Annotated in this window: 27 protein-coding genes; 10 read left to right on the forward strand and 17 right to left on the reverse strand. The window is 71.3% G+C overall.

What is annotated here, in order from left to right; all coding sequences use genetic code 11:
- Window positions 1-95 precede the first annotated feature (95 nt).
- Window positions 96-689, forward strand: coding sequence for a dihydrofolate reductase family protein (locus ACCP09_RS04635; protein WP_378363026.1), 594 nt, complete (start codon window positions 96-98; stop codon window positions 687-689).
- Here the strand turns inward: ACCP09_RS04635 and ACCP09_RS04640 are convergent.
- The gene (locus tag ACCP09_RS04640; protein WP_123683454.1) at window positions 686-1,405 is read right to left on the reverse strand and encodes a PIG-L deacetylase family protein; all 720 of its coding nucleotides are present in this window, start codon (window positions 1,403-1,405) and stop codon (window positions 686-688) included. The genes ACCP09_RS04635 and ACCP09_RS04640 overlap by 4 nt on opposite strands.
- Window positions 1,406-1,450: 45 nt before the next feature.
- Between ACCP09_RS04640 and ACCP09_RS04645 the strand changes: the two genes are divergently transcribed.
- Window positions 1,451-2,626 carry an 8-amino-7-oxononanoate synthase gene (locus ACCP09_RS04645; RefSeq protein WP_378336598.1) on the forward strand — a complete coding sequence of 392 codons (1,176 nt, stop codon included), beginning with the start codon at window positions 1,451-1,453 and terminating at the stop codon, window positions 2,624-2,626.
- Here ACCP09_RS04645 and ACCP09_RS04650 read toward each other — a convergent pair.
- Together ACCP09_RS04650 and ACCP09_RS04655 are read right to left on the reverse strand one after the other, a co-directional pair.
- Window positions 2,592-3,038: a GNAT family N-acetyltransferase gene (locus ACCP09_RS04650; protein ID WP_020418188.1), complete on the reverse strand. Its 447-nt coding sequence runs from the start codon at window positions 3,036-3,038 to the stop codon at window positions 2,592-2,594. The two genes, ACCP09_RS04645 and ACCP09_RS04650, sit on opposite strands and share 35 nt — an antisense overlap.
- A 10-nt stretch (window positions 3,039-3,048) precedes the next feature.
- Window positions 3,049-3,858 (reverse strand): serine protease, encoded by an 810-nt coding sequence (locus tag ACCP09_RS04655; protein WP_027931763.1) that lies wholly within the window; start codon window positions 3,856-3,858, stop codon window positions 3,049-3,051.
- Window positions 3,859-4,016: 158 nt separating this feature from the next.
- Here ACCP09_RS04655 and ACCP09_RS04660 point away from each other — a divergent pair, with 158 nt between their 5' ends.
- The gene (locus tag ACCP09_RS04660) at window positions 4,017-4,856 is read left to right on the forward strand and encodes a M15 family metallopeptidase (RefSeq protein WP_433743365.1); all 840 of its coding nucleotides are present in this window, start codon (window positions 4,017-4,019) and stop codon (window positions 4,854-4,856) included.
- A gap of 64 nt (window positions 4,857-4,920) precedes the next feature.
- Window positions 4,921-6,312, forward strand: coding sequence for a mycothione reductase (locus ACCP09_RS04665; RefSeq protein WP_433743367.1), 1,392 nt, complete (start codon window positions 4,921-4,923; stop codon window positions 6,310-6,312).
- A gap of 42 nt (window positions 6,313-6,354) precedes the next feature.
- Here the strand turns inward: ACCP09_RS04665 and ACCP09_RS04670 are convergent, their stop codons facing one another.
- Window positions 6,355-7,569 (reverse strand): CynX/NimT family MFS transporter, encoded by a 1,215-nt coding sequence (locus tag ACCP09_RS04670; protein ID WP_408626432.1) that lies wholly within the window; start codon window positions 7,567-7,569, stop codon window positions 6,355-6,357.
- A gap of 48 nt (window positions 7,570-7,617) precedes the next feature.
- On the opposite strand from ACCP09_RS04670, the gene ACCP09_RS04675 reads away from it, so the two are divergent.
- A complete protein-coding gene (locus ACCP09_RS04675; RefSeq protein WP_433743369.1) occupies window positions 7,618-8,286 on the forward strand; it encodes a FadR/GntR family transcriptional regulator in 669 nt (222 codons plus the stop codon).
- Here the strand turns inward: ACCP09_RS04675 and map are convergent.
- From map to dxr, 8 genes are all read right to left on the reverse strand, one after another.
- Complete coding sequence (map, locus tag ACCP09_RS04680) at window positions 8,273-9,130, reverse strand: type I methionyl aminopeptidase (protein WP_027931768.1); 858 nt, start codon at window positions 9,128-9,130, stop codon at window positions 8,273-8,275. The genes ACCP09_RS04675 and map overlap by 14 nt on opposite strands.
- Window positions 9,131-9,175: 45 nt before the next feature.
- On the reverse strand, window positions 9,176-10,030 hold the full coding sequence (locus ACCP09_RS04685) for a GNAT family N-acetyltransferase (RefSeq protein ID WP_123687100.1): 855 nt from the start codon (window positions 10,028-10,030) through the stop codon (window positions 9,176-9,178).
- Window positions 10,031-10,078: 48 nt separating this feature from the next.
- Window positions 10,079-10,474 carry a VOC family protein gene (locus ACCP09_RS04690; protein ID WP_433743372.1) on the reverse strand — a complete coding sequence of 132 codons (396 nt, stop codon included), beginning with the start codon at window positions 10,472-10,474 and terminating at the stop codon, window positions 10,079-10,081.
- Window positions 10,471-11,298, reverse strand: a complete 828-nt coding sequence (locus ACCP09_RS04695; protein ID WP_433743374.1) for a helix-turn-helix domain-containing protein — start codon at window positions 11,296-11,298, stop codon at window positions 10,471-10,473. The genes ACCP09_RS04690 and ACCP09_RS04695 overlap by 4 nt, the downstream gene beginning before the upstream one ends.
- 4 nt (window positions 11,299-11,302) lie before the next feature.
- Entirely contained in the window at window positions 11,303-11,740 is a 438-nt protein-coding gene (locus ACCP09_RS04700; RefSeq protein ID WP_433743376.1) for a Uma2 family endonuclease, read from the reverse strand.
- 39 nt (window positions 11,741-11,779) lie between these two features.
- The gene (ispG, locus tag ACCP09_RS04705) at window positions 11,780-12,931 is read right to left on the reverse strand and encodes a flavodoxin-dependent (E)-4-hydroxy-3-methylbut-2-enyl-diphosphate synthase (RefSeq protein ID WP_026153926.1); all 1,152 of its coding nucleotides are present in this window, start codon (window positions 12,929-12,931) and stop codon (window positions 11,780-11,782) included.
- 126 nt (window positions 12,932-13,057) lie between these two features.
- Entirely contained in the window at window positions 13,058-14,272 is a 1,215-nt protein-coding gene (locus tag ACCP09_RS04710) for a M50 family metallopeptidase (protein WP_433743378.1), read from the reverse strand.
- A 3-nt stretch (window positions 14,273-14,275) separates the two neighbouring features.
- Window positions 14,276-15,481 (reverse strand): 1-deoxy-D-xylulose-5-phosphate reductoisomerase, encoded by a 1,206-nt coding sequence (gene dxr / locus ACCP09_RS04715; protein WP_027931774.1) that lies wholly within the window; start codon window positions 15,479-15,481, stop codon window positions 14,276-14,278.
- Window positions 15,482-15,579: 98 nt separating this feature from the next.
- Between dxr and ACCP09_RS04720 the strand changes: the two genes are divergently transcribed.
- Window positions 15,580-15,855, forward strand: coding sequence for a DUF2631 domain-containing protein (locus ACCP09_RS04720; RefSeq protein WP_037322613.1), 276 nt, complete (start codon window positions 15,580-15,582; stop codon window positions 15,853-15,855).
- Window positions 15,856-15,937: 82 nt separating this feature from the next.
- Here ACCP09_RS04720 and rlmN read toward each other — a convergent pair whose 3' ends face one another.
- On the reverse strand, window positions 15,938-17,044 hold the full coding sequence (gene rlmN / locus ACCP09_RS04725) for a 23S rRNA (adenine(2503)-C(2))-methyltransferase RlmN (RefSeq protein ID WP_027931776.1): 1,107 nt from the start codon (window positions 17,042-17,044) through the stop codon (window positions 15,938-15,940).
- On the opposite strand from rlmN, the gene ACCP09_RS04730 reads away from it, so the two are divergent.
- Both ACCP09_RS04730 and ACCP09_RS04735 read left to right on the forward strand, forming a co-directional pair.
- Window positions 17,035-17,448 carry a hypothetical protein gene (locus ACCP09_RS04730; protein ID WP_433743382.1) on the forward strand — a complete coding sequence of 138 codons (414 nt, stop codon included), beginning with the start codon at window positions 17,035-17,037 and terminating at the stop codon, window positions 17,446-17,448. The genes rlmN and ACCP09_RS04730 overlap by 10 nt on opposite strands.
- The gene (locus tag ACCP09_RS04735) at window positions 17,445-18,062 is read left to right on the forward strand and encodes a PadR family transcriptional regulator (protein ID WP_433743384.1); all 618 of its coding nucleotides are present in this window, start codon (window positions 17,445-17,447) and stop codon (window positions 18,060-18,062) included. The genes ACCP09_RS04730 and ACCP09_RS04735 overlap by 4 nt, the downstream gene beginning before the upstream one ends.
- On the opposite strand, the gene ACCP09_RS04740 is transcribed toward ACCP09_RS04735, so the two are convergent.
- Window positions 18,011-18,841: a class I SAM-dependent methyltransferase gene (locus ACCP09_RS04740; protein WP_433743386.1), complete on the reverse strand. Its 831-nt coding sequence runs from the start codon at window positions 18,839-18,841 to the stop codon at window positions 18,011-18,013. The genes ACCP09_RS04735 and ACCP09_RS04740 overlap by 52 nt on opposite strands.
- An 84-nt stretch (window positions 18,842-18,925) precedes the next feature.
- On the opposite strand from ACCP09_RS04740, the gene ACCP09_RS04745 reads away from it, so the two are divergent.
- Together ACCP09_RS04745 and ACCP09_RS04750 are read left to right on the forward strand one after the other, a co-directional pair.
- Entirely contained in the window at window positions 18,926-19,768 is an 843-nt protein-coding gene (locus ACCP09_RS04745) for a VOC family protein (RefSeq protein WP_027931779.1), read from the forward strand.
- Window positions 19,769-19,804: 36 nt separating this feature from the next.
- Entirely contained in the window at window positions 19,805-20,218 is a 414-nt protein-coding gene (locus tag ACCP09_RS04750) for a GNAT family N-acetyltransferase (RefSeq protein ID WP_433743388.1), read from the forward strand.
- Window positions 20,219-20,298: 80 nt separating this feature from the next.
- Here the strand turns inward: ACCP09_RS04750 and ACCP09_RS04755 are convergent, their stop codons facing one another.
- The 3 genes from ACCP09_RS04755 to pyrH are packed head-to-tail and all read right to left on the reverse strand — an operon-like array spanning window position 20,299 to window position 22,532.
- Complete coding sequence (locus tag ACCP09_RS04755; protein ID WP_027931781.1) at window positions 20,299-21,180, reverse strand: phosphatidate cytidylyltransferase; 882 nt, start codon at window positions 21,178-21,180, stop codon at window positions 20,299-20,301.
- Complete coding sequence (frr, locus tag ACCP09_RS04760; protein WP_017987595.1) at window positions 21,181-21,738, reverse strand: ribosome recycling factor; 558 nt, start codon at window positions 21,736-21,738, stop codon at window positions 21,181-21,183.
- Window positions 21,739-21,782: 44 nt separating this feature from the next.
- Complete coding sequence (pyrH, locus tag ACCP09_RS04765) at window positions 21,783-22,532, reverse strand: UMP kinase (RefSeq protein ID WP_017987594.1); 750 nt, start codon at window positions 22,530-22,532, stop codon at window positions 21,783-21,785.
- Between the last annotated feature and the right edge of the window lie 14 nt (window positions 22,533-22,546).

Raw genomic sequence — 22,546 nt, forward strand, 5'->3', positions numbered from 1 at the left:
CCCACTCTCCTTCCGATTGCAGTTTACAACCGGTTCCGGAAGCAGTACAGTTCCTCAAAACCGATTGCAAACCACAACCAGTAGAGGAGACGACCATGAGCAAGGTGTTCAGCAGCCTGGGCGTGTCGGCCGACGGTTTCCTGGCGGGGCCGCGTCAGACCCGGAAGGACCCGCTCGGCGAGGGCGGCGAGCAGCTGCACCGGTGGATGTTCGAGACCCCGGACGAGAACCGGCCGGAGATCGACGCCATCGTCGACGCGGGCGCGTTCATCATGGGGCGCAACATGTTCGGCCCGGTCCGTGGCGAATGGGACGAGGACTGGCGTGGCTGGTGGGGCGACGAGCCGCCGTACCACGGGCCGGTGTTCGTGCTGACCCACTTCCCGCACGAACCGATCGAGATGGAGGGCGGCACGACGTTCCACTTCGTCACCGACGGCATCGAGTCCGCGCTGAAGCAGGCGCGGTCCGCGGCCGGCGACCGGAACGTGTCGGTGGCAGGCGGCGCCTCGACGGTGAACCAGTACCTGGCGGCCGGCTTGATCGACGAGCTGCGCCTGCACATCGCCCCCCTGGTGCTGGGGGAGGGCGAGCGGCTCTTCGCCGGCCTCAGCGACCTGAACCTGGAGCCGGTCTCCTCGCGCACCACCTCGCTGGTCACCCACGTGACCTACCGGGTCCGGCGCTAGATCGGGAACAGCTCGAAGGTGCAGGCCAGGGGCACGCCGACCAGTTCGCCCGCGGCCGAGGCGAACTGGCGCAGGAACGGCTCCGGTTCGGACATCACCCCGCCCAGCGCGGCCAGGTACGCCTTGTGCTCGCGCAGCGACGCGACCGCCAGGTCGAACGTGCCGGTGATGTCCACGGCGTGGGTCTGCACCGGCGAGCCGCCCACCGCCACCCACCGCACGCCGCTCCACGGCTCCAGCCCGAGGTCGCGGAAGAGCCACCGGTTAGCGGCGTCGCGGACCGCGTCGAGCGTGGCCAGGCCGACGTTGCGGTGGTCGGCCATGTTGAATCCGCCGCCGGGGAACGACTCGCGGTGGTTGAGCGTCACCACCAGCTCCGGGCGGTGCCGCCGGACCGCCGCCGCGATGTCCCGCCGCAACGGGATCCCGTTCTCGATCAGGCCGTCCGGGTGGTCCAGGAACTCGACCTCCTCGACCCCCACGACCCTGGCCGCCGCGAGCTGCTCCTGCGTCCGCAACGGCCCGGCCTCCTCGGGCGGCATGCTGTCGATCCCGGCCTCGCCGCGCGAGGCGAGCACGTAGACGACCGACTTACCCTGCCTGGTCCACCGGGCGATCGCCCCGGCCGCGCCGTACTCCAGGTCGTCCGGGTGCGCGACCACCGCGAGCGCCCGGCTCCAGTCCTCCGGCATCATCGCCGGTCCCGTGCCGGTCATGGCCCCTCCACTCCCCAGCTGTGGCTCGGTGCGACACTGCGTGACGTGAACCTACCGGCTTCCTCCTCCCCAGAGCAGGTTTTCGACTGGCTCGACGCCGCCGCCGAGAAGCGCGCGGCGGCCGGGCTGACCCGCAGGCTGCGGCCGCGGGGAGCCTCCTCGACGGAGCTGGACCTCGCCGGCAACGACTATCTCGGCCTGGCCCGCGACAAGCGCGTCGCGGGGGCCGCCGCGGCCGCCGCGCTCCGCTGGGGTGCGGGCGCCACCGGTTCCCGCCTGGACACCGGCTCCACCGAGTTGCACACCGAACTCGAGTACGAGCTGGCGCGCTTCTGCGGCGCCCAGGCCGCGCTGGTGTTCTCCTCGGGCTTCACGGCCAACCTGGGCGCCGTCACGGCGCTGTCCGGGGCGGAGTCGGCGATCGTCAGCGACAAGCACATCCACACGTCGCTGATCGAGGGCTGCCGCCTGTCCCGCACCGACGTCGCGGCGATCAGCCACTGCGATCCGGCGGCGATCAAGCACGCGCTGGCGACCCGCCGCAAGCCGCGGGCGCTGGTGGTCACCGACTCGGTGTTCTCCGTCGACGGCGACCTCGCGCCGCTGCCCGAGCTGTCCCAGGTGTGCCGCGAGCACGGCGCGGCGCTGCTGGTCGACGACGCGCACGGGTTCGGCGTGCTCGGTGACGGCGGCCGGGGCGCGGTGCACGCCGCCGGGCTGGCGGGCGAGCCGGACGTCGTCACGACGATCTCGCTGTCCAAGGCGCTCGGCGCGCAGGGCGGCGCCGTCCTCGGGCCGCGCCGGGTGATCCGGCACCTCGTCGACACGGCCCGCAGCTTCATTTTCGACACCGGGCTCGCGCCGGCCAGCGCGGCCGCGGCGCTGGCCGCGCTCGGGGTGCTCAAGTCCGAGCCCGACCTGCCGGAGAAGGTCCTGACCAACGCGATCACGCTGTCCGCCCAGCTGCGCGCGGCCGGGTTCCGGGTGAGCAACCCGGAGGCCGCGGTGATCTCGGTTCAGGCGCCCTCGGCCGAATCGGCCGTCGAGTGGGCGGACCGCTGCGCCGAGCAGGGTGTGCGGGTCGGCTGCTTCCGCCCGCCGTCGGTCCCGGACGGGATTTCCCGGCTGCGCCTCACCGTCCGGGCCGACCTGACGGAGTCCGATGTGGACACCGCGGTGAAGGTGATCAGCGAATCGGCGCCAGCCGGCGCCGCATCGTGATGTGCGGGATGCCGTCCTCGTCGAACTCGTCGCCCTCCGCGACGTACCCGAACTTCTCGTAGAAACCGCGGGCGTAGGTCTGCGCGTCGAGTACGCTGTCCGCGTCCCCGACCGAGATCAGCGCGGCGGTCATCAGGCGTGCGGCGAGGCCCCGGCCCCGGGCGTGCTTCGCGGTGACGACCCGGCCGATGCGCTGGACGCCGTCCCCGTCGTCGAGCACCCGCAGGTAGGACTCGATGCCGTCGGGCCCGTCGATCCAGAAGTGGCGGGTCGTCGGGAGCAGGTCGCGCCCGTCCAGCTCGGGGTACGGGCAGGTCTGCTCCACGACGAACACCTCCACCCGGAGCCGGAGGATGTCGTACAGCTGCTGCGTGGTCAGGTCCGGTCCGCGGACGCCTCTGTCGGGGTTCACGGACTCCTGACTACCAGAACACGAGCCGCGACGACTCGGCTTCGCTGCGAATCTCGTTCACGTAGGTGAGCACGCGGGTGTAGACACCCGGTTTGCCCGCCTGGGCGCAGCCGTCGCCCCACGACACGAGCCCGATGAGCGTGCCGCCGACGACCAGCGGACCGCCCGAGTCGCCCTGGCAGGCGTCGATCTTGCCGTCCGGGTAGCCCGCGCACACCATCGACCGGGAGTCGTAGTTCGAGTAGCTGGCGCGGCAGCCGGAGTCGCTGAGCAGCGGCACCTCGGCCTTGCGCAGCACGTCCGAGCGCGGGCCACCGTCGGAGGTGCGGCCCCAGCCCAGCACCGTCGCCTGGGTGCCCTCGGCGTACAGCGAGTCGTCGCCGGGCAGCTCCACCGGCCGGTACGGCAGGCTCTGCGCGAGCTTGAGCACCGCGACGTCGTCGCCCTTGCCGGGGTCGGAGAACGAGTCGGGCACCCACACCTCGCGCACCGACACGGTCTTGCCGTCGTTCGTGCGCTTGTCCGTGCGGCCCGCGACGACCCGCAGGTCCGCACGCTTCACGGCGTTGGCGCAGTGGGCCGCGGTGGCGACCGCCGTCGCGCTGACGATGACGCCGCCGCAGAACTGGTTGCCGCTCTTGTCGGTGAGGTACACCGCGAACGGGTAGCTGCTGGTGGACGCCTCGGTGCCGCCGACGATGTTCGGGCGGGCACCGGTGCTCGGCATGGCCGCCGCCACCACCGGCACGAACGCGGCGGCGGTGATGACCGCCGTCAGCGCCAGGCGGAACTTGCGGTCGCGTCGGCGGTGCTTAGCCATGCGCGCTCCCTTCGGAAAAAGCTCGATGTCCCCCGGTGCCGCACCCGATCGTCGGAACCGACTTCGGGGCGTGAGATTGCCGCACATACAGTAATCGACAAGGGCCCGGAACCGGTGTCACTGGATCGGGTGGACTCCGGCTCTGCGAAGCTGGAGACGTGCGAGGAATCGTGGCGCTCCTGCTGGCGCTCGGGCTCGTGGCGTGCGGCGCCCCACCCGAGCCGCCACCTCCGCCCGTGCCCTCGCCGACGCCCCCGGCGACCACCACCACGACCACGGCACCGCCGACCACCACCTCCGAGCCGGCGTGGACCGTCGGCGCGACGACGCTGCCCCGCCGCCCGGACGGCTTCGGCGAGGTCCAGCCGACCCCGGCCGTCCTGCGCGACCGCCGCCTGCCGACGCGGGACTTCCTCCCGCCGCCCGCGGACGGCCGCTACGCGTCCACGGTCAGCGCGGTCCCGGCCGACGTGCTGGCCCGCAGCACCTGGCAGCAGGCGTGCCCGGTGGCCGCGTCCGCGCTGCGTTACCTGACGATGTCGTTCTGGGGCTTCGACGGGAAGCCGCACACCGGCGAGATGCTCGTCGGCGCCTCCGTCGCGGAGGACGTGACCCGCGTGTTCGGGCAGCTGTTCGCGGCGCGGTTCCCGATCGAGGAGATGCGGGTCACCTCGCCCGCCGAACTCGACGCGCCGCCGACCGGGGACGGCAACAACACCAGCGCCTTCGTGTGCCGCCCGGTGCGCGGTCAGACGAACTGGTCGGCGCACGCGTACGGTCTGGCGATCGACCTGAACCCGTTCTGCAACCCCTACACCAAGGGCGACGTGGTGCTGCCGGAACTCGCCTCGGCGTACCTGGACCGCTCGTGGGTGCGGCCGGGCATGGTGGAGGCCGGCGACGCGACCGTGCGGGCGTTCGCCGCGGTCGGCTGGGACTGGGGCGGCGCGTGGCAGGAGCCGGTGGACCGGATGCATTTCACGGCGACCGGCGGGTAGGAACGGGAACAGATTTCGGGTCCGGCCCGGTTGTACCCGTGCGGACTGCTTGGGAGGTAATCACGTGCCCCACTACGACCTGGTGATCGTCGGAACCGGCTCGGGGAACTCGATCCTCGACCCCCGTTTCGCGGGCTGGAAGACGGCGATCGTGGAGAAGGGCGTGTTCGGCGGCACGTGCCTGAACGTCGGGTGCATTCCGACGAAGATGTTCGTGCACGCCGCGGACGTCGCCGCGACGCCGTCGGTGTCCGGCCGGTTCGGTGTCGACGAGACGCTGGACAAGGTGCGCTGGACCGACGTGCGCGACCGGATCTTCGGCCGCATCGACCCGATCGCCGAGGGCGGGCGCGAGTACCGGAAGAGCCACGAGGACAACGCCGGCGTCACCGTGTACGAGGGCCAGGGGCGGTTCACCGGGCACAAGGAGCTGACGGTGTCGTTCGCGGACGGGCGGCCGGACGAGGTCGTCACCGCGGACAAGTTCGTGCTCGCCGCGGGCGGGCGGCCGGTGGTGCCGGACCTGCCCGGGCTCGAGGACGTCCGGTACCACACGTCGGACACGGTGATGCGGCTCGACGCGCTGCCCGCGCGGATGGTGATCATCGGCAGTGGGTTCATCGCCGCGGAGTTCGCGCACGTGTTCCGCTCGTTCGGGGTCGAGGTCACGCTGGTGGCCCGGTCCGGCGCGTTGCTGCGCAGCGAGGACTTCGACATCAGCGAGCGGTTCACCGAGCTGGCGGCACAGCGGTTCGACGTGCGGCTCAACCGGAAGGCGGTGCGGGTGCGGCCGTCGGGCACGGGTGTCGCGGTCGAGCTGGAGGGGCCGGCCGGCGCCGAGACCGTCGAGGCGGACGAGCTGCTGATCGCCATCGGGCGCCGTCCGAACACCGACCTGCTGGACGTCGCCGCGACCGGCGTGACGACGACCGAGGCGGGGCACGTGGTGGTCGATGACCACCAGGAGACCGCGGTCGAGGGCATCTACGCGCTGGGCGACATCTCGTCGCCGTACGAGCTGAAGCACGTGGCGAACCACGAGGCGCGGGTCGTGCAGCACAACCTGCTGAACCCGGAGTCGCCGATCACGGCCGACCACCGGTTCGTGCCGCACGCGGTGTTCACGTCGCCGCAGATCGCCTCGGTGGGCCTGACCGAGCAGGAGGCGCGGGAGCGGGGCGTGCCGTACGTGACGTCCAAACAGGACTACGCGGGCATCGCGTACGGCTGGGCGATGGAGGACACCAGCGGTTTCGCGAAGCTGCTGGCCGACCCGTCGACCGGGCAGCTGATCGGGGCGCACATCATCGGCCCGCAGGCGCCGACGGTGATCCAGCCGCTGATCCAGGCGATGAGCTTCGGCCTCGACGCGAAGTCCATGGCGCGCGGCCAGTACTGGATCCACCCGGCGATGCCGGAGCTGATCGAGAACGCGCTGCTGAACCTGCCGCTCTGAGCGCCCGCCCGGCGTACCTCCGCGACGGACGTGCGCCGGCGGTCAGACGTAGCGCGGCCGGCCCGCGAAGAAGCCGAACACCATCTGCCCTGCCACCACGGCCAGCAGCATCGCGAACGGCACGCTCCACCCGTGCGTCACGTCGTGCAGCAGGCCGAACAGGAACGGGCCCACCGCGGCCAGCAGGTAGCCGATCCCCTGCGCCATCGCGGACAGCTTCGCCGTCTCCGCGCCCGTGCGGGCCCGCAGCGCGATCGTGGTCAGCGCGAGCGAGAACACGGCCATCCCGATGCCCAGGAAGATCGACCACAGCAGCGGCGCGGCCTCCGGCGCGACCATCAGGCCGATCACGCCCGCGATGCCGAACACGCCGAGCAGCAGGATCCACCCGCTCTGGCTGCCCCGCTTCGCGGCCAGCGGCGGCACGATCAGGCTCACCGGCAGGCCGAGCAGCGACACCAGGCCCATCAGCAGACCCGCGTCGGCGCGGGTGACGCCCGCGTCCATCAGCACCTGCGGCAGCCAGCCCATCACGATGTAGGCCAGGCAGGCCTGCATGCCGAAGAAGATCGTCACGACCCAGGCCAGCGGGCTGCGGAACAGCGATCGCGCGGCGGCCGCGTTCTGAGCGGACGTCGGGCCGCCGGGCCGGGTGCGCGCGGCGACCAGCCACAGCACGAGCGCCGCCACGGCCAGCACCGCCCAGCTGCCGAGCCCGGGGCGCCACCCGCCGAACGCGCTGTCCAGCGGCGGCGTCAGCGCGGAGCCGAGCGCGCCGCCCGCTTGCAGCGCGCCGGTGTAGAGGCCGGTCATCAGGCCGATACGCGTCGCGAAGGACTCCTTGACCACGACCGGGATCAGCACGTTCGCGAGCGCGATCCCCGCGGTGCCGATCAGCGTCCCGCCCAGCACCACCAGCGGTCCGTCGAGCACCCGCAGCACCAGGCCGCCGGCGAGCAACGCGAGCGCGAGCGCTACGGCCGCCGCGATCCCCAGTCGGCGGGCGACCAGCGGAGCGGTCAGGCCGGCGAGCGCGAAGCACAGGCCGGGCATGGTCGTCAGCGCACCGGCCCACGTCGCGGAGGCCCCCAGCGTGTCCTGCATCTCGTCGAGCACCGCGCCGACACTGGTCACCGCAGGCCGCAGGTTCAGCGCGGCCAGCAGGACCGCCACGCCGAGCAGCCCGGTGCCGATGAGCACCCTGGACGCGGGGACCCGCGTCTTCTCCTGCACCGATGCCTCATCATTGACCGTCACAGAGGCTAGTATGACAAACGTAGGATGATCGGGTGAAGGGATATCCCCGTGCCACTCGCCACGACCCGCCGGACCGGTCTCGTCGACCAGGTGATCGGGCAGCTCAGGGACGCCATCGCACAGGGCGAATGGTCGATCGGGCAACGGATACCCACCGAGGCGGCGCTCGCCGAAAGCCTCGGTGTGGGTCGCAACACGGTTCGCGAAGCTGTGCGCGCGCTCGCGCACAGCGGGCTGCTGGAGGTGCGTCAGGGCGACGGCACCTACGTGCGCGCGACGAGTGAGGTGTCCGGCGCGATCCGCCGGCTCTGCGGCTCGGAGCTGCGCGAGGTGCTCGGCGTGCGGCGCGCGCTGGAAGTCGAGGCCGCGCGGCTGGCGGCAACCGTCCGCACCGACGAGGAACTGGCCGCCATCACCGAACTGCTGGACCGGCGCGACGCGGCCTACCGCGTCGAGGAGATCGAGACGTACGTGCGCGCCGACACCGAGTTCCACCTCGCTGTCGTGCGGGCCGCCCACAACGACCTGCTCACCGAGCTCTACCGCGGGATCCTGGAGGCCGTGACCGCGAGCGTCGCGGCCACGACGGACACCCGCCTGCCGGAGTCGGAGGCGATCGGCCACCGCGGCCTGCTGGAGGCCATCGCGGCGCGCGACGCCGAGCGCGCGATGGCCGAGGCCGCCGGCTTCCTGGACTCCTTGATCAGGGAAGCGTGAGGATCTCCGCGCCGGTCGCGGTCACCACCAGGGTGTGCTCGAACTGGGCCGTCCAGCTCTTGTCCTTGGTGGTGACCGTCCAGTCGTCGTCCCAGATGTCGTAGTCGATGGCGCCCAGGGTGATCATCGGTTCGATCGTGAAGGTCATGCCCTCCTCGATCACCGTGGTCACCGACGGGTCCTCGTAGTGCAGCACGGTCGGCGCGGTGTGGAAGGCCGGGCCGACGCCGTGGCCGGTGAAGTCGCGCACCACGCCGTAGCCGAAGCGCTTGGCGTAGGACTCGATGACGCGGCCGATCACGTTCAGCTGGCGGCCCGGCCGCACGGCCTTGATCGCACGCATCGTCGCCTCGTGGGTGCGCTCGACCAGCAGCCGCACCTCCTCCGACACGTCACCGGCGCAGAACGTGGCGTTCGTGTCGCCGTGCACGCCGCCGATGTAGGCGGTGACGTCGATGTTGCAGATGTCGCCGTCCTGGATCACCGTCGAGTCCGGGATGCCGTGGCAGATGACCTCGTTGAGCGAGGTGCAGCAGGACTTCGGGAAGCCGCGGTAGCCGAGGGTCGACGGGTAGGCGTTGTGGTCGAGCAGGAACTCGTGCACCACCTTGTCGACGTCGTCGGTGGTGTTGCCCGGCTTGACGGCCTTGCCGCCCTCCTCCAGCGCCTGCGCGGCGATCTTGCCCGCCACGCGCATGGCCTCGATGACCTCGGGCGTGCGCACTCCGTTGCCGGTGTCCCGCTTCGGCGCCGGCTTGTCCACGTATTCGGGGCGCGGAATGCTGGCTGGCACGGGGCGGCGCGGCGTCTGGACGCCAGGGGTCAACGGAGCACGCAGGGACATGACTCCACCCTACGACCCCCGCGAGCGGCGCGGCCGTGAGCCCGGTCAGAACAGCACGGTCGCGTACCGGCCGACCTGGCTGAACCCGATGCGCCGGTACGCGGCGAGCGCGGGGCTGTTGAAGCTGTTCACGTACAGGCTGGCGGTGCGGCCGAGCCCGTTGACGAGCCGGCTCACCACGGCCGCCGTGCCGGACGTGCCCAGGCCGTGGCCGCGCCGGTCCGGCCGCACCCAGACCCCCTGGATCTGTCCGACGCTGCGGGACATCGCGCCGATCTCGGCCTTGAACACGACCTCGCCGTTCTCGAACCGGGCGAAGGCGCGGCCGCTGGAGATCAGTTCCGCGACGCGGGCGCGGTAGCTCACGCCACCGTCACCGGCGCGCGGGTCGACGCCGACCTCCTCGATGAACATCGCGATCGCGGCAGGCAGGTACCGCTCCAGCTCGTCCGGGCGCACCGGGCGCACCAGCGGGTCCGGCTCCACCGCCGGCTGGGCGTCCATCGCCATCAGCGGCTGGTCCTCGCGGACCTCGCGCGCCGGGCCCCACTCCCCCGCCAGCTCATCCCACAACCCGAGGACCTGCTCGGCCGGGCCGACCAGCGACGAGCACACGCGCTGCTTGCGCAGGGCCCGGTCGGCGAAGGACCGCAGGGCCGCGGCGTTGCCGCGCAACGGGATCAGGTTCGGGCCGGAGAAGCACAGGCCGGGCAGCCGGCCACCGCGGGCGCCGCGGTAGTCGGCGGCCCACAGCTCGCCGCCGAGGCGCCAGGGGTCCAGACCGGCCACCTCGACGCGCGCACTGACCATGCAACTGGCCACCGGGTCCGCCGCGAGCACGGCGCGGACCACGGGATGATCCCGATCACTGAGCAGCCGTGCACCGGCAAGCCGCAACACATCCACCAGATTGCCAGATGGAGTGGTGGATCGGGAAATCGTGGGGGATCAAGGGGCCCCGCGGTAGGTCCCGAAGGTCCACAGGTTGCCCTCCGGATCGCGGGCGGTGAACGTGTGCGAGCCGTAGTCGGTGTCGTGGAGGGGCGCGACGATCTCCGCGCCGGCCCGGCGCACGCGGTCGTGGATCTCGTCGACGTGGTCGGTGACCATGTACGCGGAGCCGGCGTTCTTCGTGTCGCCGTGGACCCCGTCGGTGAGGCTGGTGCTGCCGAACATGACGCCGCCGCCCTCGGGCCAGCGCAGTTCGGCGTGGGCGATCTGCCCGTCCTCCCCCGGCACGACGAGCGCCTCGCGGAAGCCGAACACCTCGGTGAGGAACGTCAGCGCGGCGCGCGCGTCGTCGTAGCGGAAGGCGGGCCAGACGGTGGGTGGGTTTTCGCTCATGCCTGCGAGTCTGCGTCCGTCGCGGCGCCCTGGTCTTGGAGGAACGGGAGCTCCTCGGTGATCCAGGTGCGGGGCGTGCACCCGGCCAGGGCGCGCCACTCGTTGGACAGGTGGGCCTGGTCGTAGAAGCCGCAGTCGGCGGCGAGGGTGGCGAGGTCCGTGGGCGCCTCGCGGAGCCTGCTGATGGCGCGCTCGAAGCGCAGCACGCGGGCGGCCTGCTTGGGCGGCAGGCCCAGCTCGCGGCGGAAGCGTTCGGCGAAGTGGCGGCGGCTCCAGCCGACCTCGGCGGCGAGGTCCTCGACGCGGATCAGCCCGCCCGCCGCGGTGAGGCGGCGCCACGCCCAGCCGACCTCCCGGGCGGGCCGGCGGTCGGCGAGGGCGCCGCGGAAGGCGTCGTCGAGGATGCCGAAGCGGTCGTCCCAGGTGGGCGCCTCCGCGAGCTGCTCGGCGAGGCGCTTCGGGCCCAGCTCGCCGAGGTCGACGACGCAACCGGACAGGTCGGCTGCGGAGACGTGGAACAGGGCGGGCACGGCGAGCGGGTCGATCTCGACGTGGATGCCCGACTGGAAGGCGTCCTGGGCGATGAGGGCGGGCGCGGTGTGCATGCCGCCGACCGCGGCGGTGAAGCGGCCCGGCGACTGGTCCGGGCGGGGCATGCCGGTGAAGCGGATCGGCTCGGCGAGGCTGATGACGAGCGTGACGTGCCGTGAAGGCAGCCCGCGGTGGGTGCGGAGGGCCACGCCGCGCTGCGTGTAGCCGATGTAGCGCGTGATCGCGGACCGCAACTCCGGGTGCGGCGCGCGAACCTCCCAGTCGGCGGGCATGGGCTCAGAACTCGGTGGTCTCCGACCGGACCGCGAACGGCTCGCCGACCTCGATCGGCTGCCCGAAAGGGACCCGCACGGTGCGGCTGTAGCCGCCCTGGACCGGCTCGACGACGAGGACCGTGTGCTCGGCGGGGACCGGATCAGAGTTGTCCGGGACGGCGTCCCGCGGTACCACGCAGAGGTCCGGCACGTAGATGCTCCCGGTCGCGCGGATACCGACATCCAGCCGTTGGAAGATGCCGCAACCATCCAGCTCGGCCGACGCGAGCGCGTCGTGCACCGAGCTCGCGATCAGGTTGTGCTGTCCGGTGGGTGGCGGGGTCATGCGGATCCCCTCGGCGGCGAGCTCCGGGCGCCGGCCCTCCGGCACCTGGAGTTCACGCCAGATGTCCAGCGCTCGGTTCCAGGCCGTCTCGGGACGTGCGAACGCGGTGCTCATCGACCCACTCCCGTTCTGCCGGGGCCCTCTGCCAGGAGGCTAGCTCACCGTGACGACGGGCGAACCGCTTCCTTCCGCGTCCCCCGCCTCCTCGGCGATCCGCATCGCCTCTTCGATCAGCGTCTCGACGATCTGGTGCTCCGGCACCGTCTTGATGACCTCGCCCTTGACGAAGATCTGGCCCTTGCCGTTGCCGCTCGCCACGCCGAGGTCTGCCTCGCGCGCCTCACCCGGGCCGTTCACCACGCAGCCCATCACCGCGACGCGCAGCGGGACTTCCATGCCCTCCAGGCCCGCGGTGACCTCGTCGGCCAGCTTGTAGACGTCCACCTGCGCCCGCCCGCACGACGGGCACGACACGATCTCCAGCTTCCGCGGCCGCAGGTTCAGCGACTGCAGGATCTGGATGCCGACCTTGACCTCCTCGACCGGCGGCGCGGACAGCGACACGCGGATGGTGTCGCCGATGCCCTGCCGCAGCAGCGCGCCGAACGCCACCGCCGACTTGATCGTGCCCTGGAACGCCGGGCCGGCCTCGGTGACGCCGAGGTGCAGCGGATAGTCGCACTGCTCGGCGAGGATCTCGTACGCCCGGACCATGATCACCGGGTCGTTGTGCTTGACCGAGATCTTGATGTCGTGGAAGTCGTGCTCGGCGAACAGCGACGCCTCCCACAGCGCCGACTCGGCCAGCGCCTCCGGCGTCGCCTTGCCGTACTTCTTCATCAGCCGCGGGTCCAGCGAACCGGCGTTGACCCCGATCCGGATGGGCGTGCCGTGGTCCTTCGCCGCCTGGGCGATCTCCTTGACCTTGTCGTCGAACTTCTTGATGTTGCCCGGGTTCACGCGCACCGCGGCGCAGCCGGCCTCGATCGCGGCGAACACGTACTTGGGCTGGAAGTGGATGTCCGCGATGACCGGGATCTGCGACTTCTTCGCGATCGCGGGCAACGCCTCGGCGTCGTCCGCGGACGGGCAGGCCACGCGCACGATGTCGCAGCCGGCCGCGGTGAGCTGCGCGATCTGCTGCAGCGTCGCGTTCACGTCCGCGGTCAGGGTGGTCGTCATGGACTGCACCGAGATCGGGTGTTCACTGCCCACGCCGACGTTGCCCACCATGAGCTGGCGCGTCCTGCGGCGCTCGGACAGCACGGGGGCGGGGAGGGCGGGCATACCAAGCTCGACGCTCATCGAATCCTCTACGGCGTGAGACGGGCTGCTGACGTGTCCAGCTTACTCACAGGCCGGGCCCGGCCCGGTGGTGACCAGCCGGAGTGAGTTACCCCGCGCGGGGCCCTGACCTGCGAAGACCGGGCGTTACTGCAGCCTGATCGGGTTGACGATGTCGGCGGTGACGGTGAGCAGGGTTACGGCGCCGCCGATCAGCACCAGCACCACGGTGACCGCGGACAGCTTCGAGTAGTCGACCGGGCCGCCCGCGGCCTTGCCGCGCAGCTTGCGGATCCAGTCGCGGACCCGTTCGTACCAGACGATCGCGATGTGCCCGCCGTCCAGCGGCAGCAGCGGCAGCAGGTTGAACACGCCGACGAAGAAGTTCAGGCTCGCCAGCAGCAGCAGGAACAGCGACCACAGCCCGGCCTCGCCGCCGATGCGGCTGGCGCCGACCACGCTGACCGGCGTGTTCGGGTCGCGCTCGCCGCCGAAGATCGAGGACACCACCGCCGGGATGCGCTCCGGGAACTCGATCAGCCGCTGCCAGGTCTGCACGAACATGTCGCCGGTGAACGACGCCGCGCCGCCGATCGCGGTGATCGCGTTGTACTCCAGCGTGCTCGGGAAGGTCACGCCGATCGAGCCGACGGTGACGATCTTCTCCGGGCCGCTGGGGTTGGCCGGATCGGTGACCGGGCGGTCGACGCGCACGACGTCGACGGTCAGCGGCACGATCTGGCCGTTCCGGTCGACCTCGAAGCGGGTGGGACCGGACAGGTTCTGGATCAGGGCCGTGACGTCGGCGTAGGTCTCGGTGCGCTGGCCGTTGACCGAGACGATCTCGTCGCCGGGCTGGATGCCGCCGTTCTTGGCCGGCGCGGCGTCGCCGGGCCGGCACACCGGGTTCGCGTACTCCTCGTCGGTGGTCGCGCTGCGCACGCACTCGGAGACGGACGAGATCTGCGGCTTGCCGACGACCGCGTTGGGCAGGCCCATCGTGGCGGCCATCAGGTACAGGACGACGAAGCCGAGGATGAAGTGCGTGACCGACCCGGCGGCCATCACGACGGTGCGCTTCCAGGTCTTGAAGCGCCACATCGCCCGCGGCGCCTCGTCCGGCGTCACCTCGTCCAGCGCGGTCATGCCGGCGATGTCGCAGAACCCACCGAGCGGGATCCACTTCAGGCCGTACTCCGTCTCGCCGCGGCGGAAGGAGAACACCTTCGGGCCGAACCCGACGAAGTAGCGGCGGACCTTCATGCCGAACGCCTTGGCGGTCAGCATGTGACCCGCCTCGTGCAGTGCGACGGACACGCAGATGCCCAGCGCGAACAGCACGACTCCGAAAACGTAGGCCACCCGCTACTTCCCTCCGGTCATGATTTCGGCGGCCCGGGCTCGCGCCCACTCCTCGGCCGCCAGTACCTCCGCGACGTCGCCCGGCTCGCGACGCCACTCGTCGGCGGCCTCCACCACCTCGGTAACAGTGTCCACAATCGCCGTGAAGCCCGCGTTCTGCGTCAGGAACGCCTCGACGCACACCTCGTTGGCCGCGTTGTAGACCGCGGGCAGGCAGCCGCCGACGGTCCCGACGTGGCGGGCCAGCTCGACGGCCGGGAAAGCCTCGTTGTCCAGCGGCTCGAACGTCCACTGCGCGGCCTGGTCCCAGCGGCAGGCCGGGGCCGCGCCGGGCACCCGGTCCGGCCAGTTCAGCGCCAGCGCGATGGGCAGGCGCATGTCCGGCGGGCTGGCCTGGGCCAGCGTCGAGCCGTCGGTGAAGGTGATCATCGAGTGCACGATCGACTGCGGGTGGACGACCACGTCGATCTTGTCGCACGGGACGCCGAAGAGCAGGCTCGCCTCGATCAGCTCCAGGCCCTTGTTGACCAGGGTGGCCGAGTTGATGGTGACCAGGCGGCCCATCGCCCAGGTGGGGTGGGCCAGCGCATCCTCGACCGTGACGTTCGCCAGGTCGGCCCGCTTGCGGCCGCGGAACGGCCCTCCGGAGGCGGTCAGCACGAACCGGTCGACCTCCTCGGCGCGGCCGCCGCGCAGGGCCTGCGCCATCGCGGAGTGCTCGGAGTCGACCGGGACCAGCTGGCCGGGCTTGGCCTGCTTGAGCACGAGCGGCCCGCCAGCGATCAGCGACTCCTTGTTCGCCAGGGCGAGGGTCGCGCCGGTTTCGAGGGCCTTGAGCGTCGGTTCGAGGCCCTGGGAGCCGGGCAGGCCGTTGAGCACGACGTCGACCCCGACCGCGCCGATCAGCTGGACGACGGCGTCGCGGCCGGCGAAGATGCGCGGCATCTTGAACTCGCCCCGCGAGTAGCCGCGCTTCTGGGCCTCGGCGTACAGCGCGAGCTGCAGGTCCTCGACGACCGTGGGCTTCGTCACGGCCACGGCGTCCACTTCGTGTGCCAGCGCCTGCGCCGCCAGCAGCGCCGGGTCGGACCCGCCCGCGGCGAGGCCCGAGATGCGGAAGAGGTGCTGGTTGCGGGCCGCGACGTCGAGGGCCTGGGTGCCGATCGAGCCGGTCGAGCCGAGCACGAGCACGGTGCGGGGTGCGTTCATCGGGGTCATTGTCGCGAACCCGTCCGAGCGGGTCATCGGCGCGGGGCGGGTCGCGGTGTGGAATCATCCGGTTGGACGTTCGTGCAGGGCCTGGAGGAGTGATCGTGGCGAGCAAGGCGGTCGAGAAGCGGCAGCAGGCCGCTCCGGCGAAGGTGGACCCGCGGGACGAGCCGTCGGCCGAGTGGGGCTGGCACGGCGGGTTCCCGAAGGGCGCGCGCATCGCGGGCTGGATCACGGTCGTCGCGCTGCTGGCGATGATCTACAACAACCACGAGAACAACACCGAGAACGTGTGGCTGATCGCCATCGCGGCCGGCATCGTGATCGGACTGCTGGTGGACATCAAGAAGAAGCGCACGGCCTGGCGCCGCTGACGGCTCTTCCGGAAAGCCCCTCACGACCTCGTCGTGGGGGGCTTCATCGTCTTCGGCGCCCGGGACCCGGGCCTGCGGGCGATCAGCCCTCGGCGGCCAGCTGCCCGCACGCGGCGGCGATCTCCTGCCCCCGGGTGTCCCGCACGGTGCACGCCACGCCGCCCTCGTTGACGCGCCGCACGAACTCGCGCTCCACCGGCTTCGGCGAGGCGTCCCACTTCGAGCCGGGCGTCGGGTTGAGCGGGATCAGGTTCACGTGCACCAGCCGGCCCAGGTGCTTGCGCAGCCGCTTCGCGAGCAGGTCCGCCCGCCACGGCTGGTCGTTCACGTCCCGGATCAGCGCGTACTCGATCGACACGCGGCGGCCCGTCGAGTCGGCGTAGTACCGCGCCGCCTCCAGCACCTCGTCCACCGGCCAGCGGTTGTTGACCGGCACCAGCGTGTCGCGCAGCTCGTCGTCCGGGGTGTGCAGCGACACCGCCAGCCGGACCTGCATCTTCTCGTCCGCCAGCCGCCGGATCGCCGGGGCCAGCCCGACCGTCGAGACGGTGACCGATCGCTGCGAGATGCCCAGCCCGTTCGGCGCCGGGTCGGTGATCCGGCGCACCGCGGCCAGCACCCGCTTGTAGTTCGCCAGCGGCTCGCCCATGCCCATGAACACGATGTTCGACAGCCGCCCGGGGCCGCCCGGCATCAGGCCGTCCCGCATGACCGCCGCGGCCGAGCGCACCTGGTCGACGATCTCCGCGGTGGACAGGTTGCGGGTGAGCCCCGCCTGGCCGGTCGCGCAGAACGGGCACGCCATGCCGCAGCCGGCCTGGCTGGAGATGCACAGCGTCGCCCGGTCCGGGTAGCGCATCAGGACGCTCTCCAGCAGCGTGCCGTCGTGCGCGCGCCACAGCGTCTTGCGCGTCGCGCCGTCGTCGCAGGCCACCGCGCGCACCTCGGTCAGCAGCGGCGGCATGAGCTCGGACACCAGCCGTTCCCGCGACGCGGCCGGGATGTCGGTCATCGCGGCGGGGTCGGCGGTCAGGCGGGCGAAGTAGTGGTTCGACAGCTGCTTGGCGCGGAACGGCTTCTCGCCGAGGTCGCTGACGGCCGCCGCGCGTTCGGCGGCGGTCAGGTCGGCGAGGTGGCGAGGCGGCATCCCGCGCCGGGGAGCCTCGAAGAGCAGCGGCAATGTCGACACAACCACACATTGTCCCACGCCAGCGCTCGGGGAACCCGCGCCGGGGTACGCGAACCGGGTGGAAAACCCCGAATGCGCGGCACGAATCGAGCAGCATCACCTTTCCGGAAGCGCTCACCGCGCCGGCCGGGTTCGCCGATATCGACAAAGCCGACGCCACCATTTCCGCACTGAACATCGGTGCACCGAACGCGACCCCGGCGCAGATCAACGCCGGCCCGCTGAAGGTCGGCCGCGGACTTCCGGATCAACGGCACCACCCAGACGATCCGGGCCACCTGCGCCACCCCGTCTCCGCAGGTCATCCTGGTCGACAACCCGGTGACCTGACATCGGGTTTGCCTTCCGACTGTTTCCGATATATCGTGAGCATGTCGGAACAGTACGGAAGGAGACCGACATGAGACACGGACATTTCCCCCCGCCGCACGGACGGCCCGCCTTCGGCCCGTTCGCCCGCGGTGGTTTCGGAGAGTTCCCCCCGGGCTGGGGCCCGGGCGGTCCGCGTGGCGAGTTCCGGGGGCGCGGCCCCCGTGGCCCGCACCGCGGGCGGCGAGGACGGCGGGGCGACGTACGCGCCGCCATCCTCGCCCTGCTGGCCGAGCAGCCACGGCACGGTTACGAGATCATCAGTGAGATCGCCGAGCGCAGCGGCGGTTTCTGGCGGCCGAGCCCCGGCTCGGTCTACCCGACCCTGCAACTGCTGGCCGACGAAGGCCTGGTGGTGGCCCGCGAGGACGGCGGCAAACGCCTGTTCGAGCTGACCGACGCCGGGCGCGAGGCGGCCGCCAGCCAGGACGGAAAGCCGCCGTGGGAGCAGATCGCCTCGGACGTCGACCCCAACGAGGTCGACCTGCGCAAGGCGGGTGCGATGCTGGCCGCCGCCGCGGTCCAGGTGTCCCAGGCCGGGATGCCGGGTCAGAAGCGGCGCGCCGCGGAGATCCTCAACGAGGCCCGTCGGTCGATCTACGCCGTGCTCGGCGAGATCGACACCGACGACGAGGACGACGAGGAGTGACCGGGCAGCACGAGGCCGGTGGGCTTGTCGCGAACGAGAACGCGGTAGCCCACCGGCACCGTGAAGCCCGCCGCGTGCCGGCCGCGTGATCCGTTGTCCCGCAGGACGTCTTCGATCGCGCGGTCGGCCACCTCGGGGCTGAACTCGATGCGCAGCACCGCCGCGAGGCTTTCGGCGTCGGCGAACCGCCACTTCGCGGTCACGCGACGGCAGCGGAAACCCTGGCCGTCGAAGAACGCGTCGACCGCGGCCGGGTCGTAGTCGGGCAGGTCCGCCCGCATCCACCGGCCGTACGGCTCACTGGACACGTCCAGATCGACGATCGCCAGCGCACCCCCCGGGCGCAGCACGCGATCCGCCTCGCGCAGACCCGGTTCGCAGCCGGGGCCGAAGAAGTACGCGGTGCGCGCGTGCACGATGTCGACACTCCCGTCGGGTACGGGGATCGACTGCGCGGAACCACGCAGCACCCGCACCGACGCCAGCCCGGCGACCCGGCTTTCCGCCCGGCGCACCAACGGTTCGTATGGTTCGACGCCGATCACCGACCGCGCGGACTCGGCGAAGCGGGGCAGGTGAAAACCGTCCCCACAGCCGACGTCCAGCACGTCCTTGCCCTGCCAGGGACATTCGCCTGCCAGGACCCGCCAGATGTCGCCTTCGACGTCCTGCGCGCGGTTCTCCAGCTCGTAGGTGTCCGGGTAGTACCAGATGTTCGGGCTGGGCAGGACGTCCGCCCTGGACGTGGTCCGCTGCCCACGCCGGGCGATCTTCCACACACCGCAAGGATATCCGAGACGATGCCCGGAAAGCGCTTCACGTTCGGCATAGACTTGCTGCCCTCCCCACCGATCGGAGGCGGTATGTCTCTCGGATCTTCGGCCCCGTCCGTCCTGCCGTCCGGGGTGCCGTGCTGGGTCGAGCTCGCCAGCGTCGACGAGGCGGCGTCCCACCGGTTCTACGAAGGCCTGTTCGGCTGGACTTTCCTGCTCAGCCGCGATCCGGCGACGCGCACCGGCCGGTACCTGATCGGCACGCTGGACGGCGTGCCCGTCGGCGGCCTTTACCAGGCGGCGCCGGACCAGGCGAGCGCCTGGATGATCAACATCTCGGTGCAGAACGCGCACGCGGCGTCGAACTGGGTGCAGCGGCTCGGCGGAGTCGTCACGCTCGAACCGACCGTGCTGCCGCACCGCGGCTGCATCCTGCACGGCATCGAGCCCTCCGGCGCGCCGTTCGTGCTGTGGCAGCCGCCGGCGGACTGGGCGTTCGCGGCCGGCTTTCCGAACACCTTCTCCGGCGCCGACCTGAACACGCGCGACGGCGAGGCGGCGGACGGCTTCTTCACCCGGCTCTTCTCGTACACGAGCCTGCAGGTGGGCGACAACCGCGGCATCGACTACGTGGAATGGCGGCTGGAACATCAACCGGTGCTGTACCGGTACGTGATGGGCCCGGAGTACCCGCCGCAGGCGCCGCCGCACTGGATGGTGTACTTCGGCGTCGACCCGGCGCGCGGCACCGACGCGACGGCGGGGCATGCGCTGATGCTGGGCGGCACCGTGCTGGTGGAGCCCTACGACACGCCGTGGGGCCGCATCGCGATCCTCGCCGATCCGGCGGGCGCGGTGTTCTCGATCATCGACCACTCGCGCACGAGCGAGGGCTGGGGCCGCGCCGAGGTGGACGACCCGTACGACGACTGAGCCGTCGCTTCCCGGGCGTGCGATAGGTTCGCCGCCATGTTCGACGCCTGGCCACCCGACCCGATCAGGACCGACCGGCTGGTCCTCCGCGAGTCCGCGGCCCGGGATCGGGCGGCGTTCATCGAGCTGTTCGCGTCGCCGGCGGTCGGGGCCTACCTCGGCGGCTCTCGGCCACGCGACGAACTGGAGCGCTCGGTGCCCGAGGTGCCCGGACGGCGCCCCGGGCTGTTCGTGGTCGAACTCGACGGCGCGATGATCGGGATGATCACCCTCGACCCGCGGGACGCGGACCGTCCGGGGCACGTGCGCCCGGAGGCCGGCGAGGCCGAGCTCGGCTACTTGTTCCTGCCGCGGGCGTGGGGCTCCGGCTACGCGGCCGAGGCGTGCGCGGCGGCGCTCGGCTGCTCTCCACCCAGACGGCCAACGAGCGCGCGCTGCGCCTCGCCGTGAAGCTGGGGTTCACCGAGGTGGAGCGGTACGAGGAGTACGGCGCCGAGCAGTGGTTCGGCGTGTGGTCCCGCTGACGGCGGTCAGTTCAGGAACGCCGACAGCAGCAGGAACGACACCACGGCGGAGGGCAGGAGCGAGTCGAGCCGGTCCATCAGCCCGCCGTGGCCCGGCAGCAGCGTGCCCATGTCCTTGATGCCGAGGTCCCGCTTCATCAGCGACTCGACCAGGTCGCCCAGGGTCGCGGTCAGCACGATCGCGACCCCGAACACCACGCCCTGCCAGACCTGCCCGTCGAGCAGCAACGTCAGGGTCAGCGAACCCGCCACGACACCCGCGACGAGCGAGCCGCTGAAGCCCTCCCACGTCTTCTTCGGGCTGATCGACGGCGCCATCGGGTGCTTGCCCTTGAGGACACCGGCGATGTAGCCGCCGGTGTCCGACGCGACGACGCCGATCAGGAACGCCAGCACGCGGCCCACACCATCGGACGGCGGGACGAGCATCGCCGCGAACGCGCCGAACAACGGCAGGTACGCGGCGGTGAACACGGACGCGCTGATGTCCCGCACGTAACCCACCGGGCCGCCCGGCAACCGCCAGAGCAGGCACGCCAGCACGGTGACGGCGAACGCGATCAGCGCGCCCTCGTACCCGAACGGCCAGGACAGCCACAGCATCGCCTGACCGCCGAGCAGCAGCGGGACCAGCGCGAGACGGATGTTCGCGGCGCGCCGCAGCGCCTGGGCGAACTCGTACGTGCCGACGGCGATCGCCGCCGCGATGATCCCGATGAACAGGTACCGCACGGTGAGCAGCGACACGAGGATCGCCGCACCCAGTGCCAGCCCGACACCGATCGCCGCGGGAAGGTTCCGCCCGGCCCGCGACGTTTTCTTGGCCGGTTCAGCCGGCTCGGGAGAAGCCACCGGGGCCTTCTCGCGTTCTTCGCTCACCTGTGGCATTCAGACCTCGAGCAGCTCGGCTTCCTTGTGTTTGACGAGCTCGTCGACCTTCGCCACGTAGTTGTCGGTCAGGTGCTGCAGTTCCTTCTCCGCGCGCGCGACCTCGTCCTCACCGGCCTCGCCGTCCTTGGCGATGCGGTCGAGCTCTTCCTTGGACTTGCGGCGGACACCGCGGATGTGGACCTTGGCGTCCTCGCCCTTGGCCTTGACCATCTTCACCATCTCCTTGCGCCGCTCCTCGGTGAGCTGCGGGATGGTGATGCGGATGATCTGACCGTCGTTGGACGGGTTGACGCCCAGGTCGGACTCGCGGATGGCCTTCTCGATGGCGCCGAGCTGCCCCTGGTCGTAGGGCTTGACGATCACCATGCGGGCCTCGGGGATGTTGACGCCGGCCACCTGGTTCAGCGGCATCGTCGACCCGTACGCCTCCACCATGATGCGGGCGAACATGCCCGGGTTGGCCCGGCCGGTCCGCACCGACGACAGATCCTCCTTGGCGAAGGACACCGCTTTTTCCATCTTCTCCTCGGCGTCGAGGAGGGTCTCGTCGATCACGGCTACTCCCGTTGTGTGTGCTGTTGTTCCCGGTCCGTTCGGGGTCAGGCGCTGGGTCCGGCCCCGGAGGTGCTCACCAACGTGCCGATCCTCTCACCACGCACCGCCCTCGCGATGTTCCCCTCGGTGAGAAGGTTGAACACGATGATGGGCATGTTGTTGTCCATGCAGAGGCTGAAGGCGGTGGCGTCGGCGACCTTGAGCCCGCGCTCGAGCACCTCGCGGTGGCTGATCTCGTCGAACATCTTCGCGCTCGGGTCGCTCTTCGGGTCCGCGGTGAACACCCCGTCGACGGCCTTGGCCATGAGCACGGCCTCGCAGCCGATCTCCAGCGAGCGCTGGGCGGCGGCGGTGTCGGTGGAGAAGTAGGGCATCCCGGTGCCCGCGCCGAAGATCACCACACGGCCCTTTTCGAGGTGCCGCTCGGCTCGTCGCGGGATGTAGGGCTCGGCAACCTGGCCCATCGTGATGGCGGTCTGCACGCGCGTGGGGACGCCTTCCTTCTCCAGGAAGTCCTGCAGCGCCAGGGAGTTCATGACCGTGCCGAGCATGGCCATGTAGTCGGCGCGGTCGCGGTCCATGCCGCGCTGGGACAGCTCGGCGCCGCGGAAGTAGTTGCCGCCGCCGATGACGACGGCCATCTGCACGCCGGTGCGGACGACGTCCGCGATCTGCGCGGCCACGGAGTGGACGACGTCGGGGTCGAGGCCGAGCGCTCCCCCGCCGAACATCTCGCCACCCAGTTTCAGCAGCACCCGCCGGTAACCGCCGTCGGCTCGTTTCGCCTCGCCCATGTCCGCCTCCGCCC

The organism is Amycolatopsis sp. 3B14 (genome assembly GCF_050958625.1).
GTDB classification, from domain to species: Bacteria; Actinomycetota; Actinomycetes; order Mycobacteriales; family Pseudonocardiaceae; genus Amycolatopsis_E; species Amycolatopsis_E thermoflava.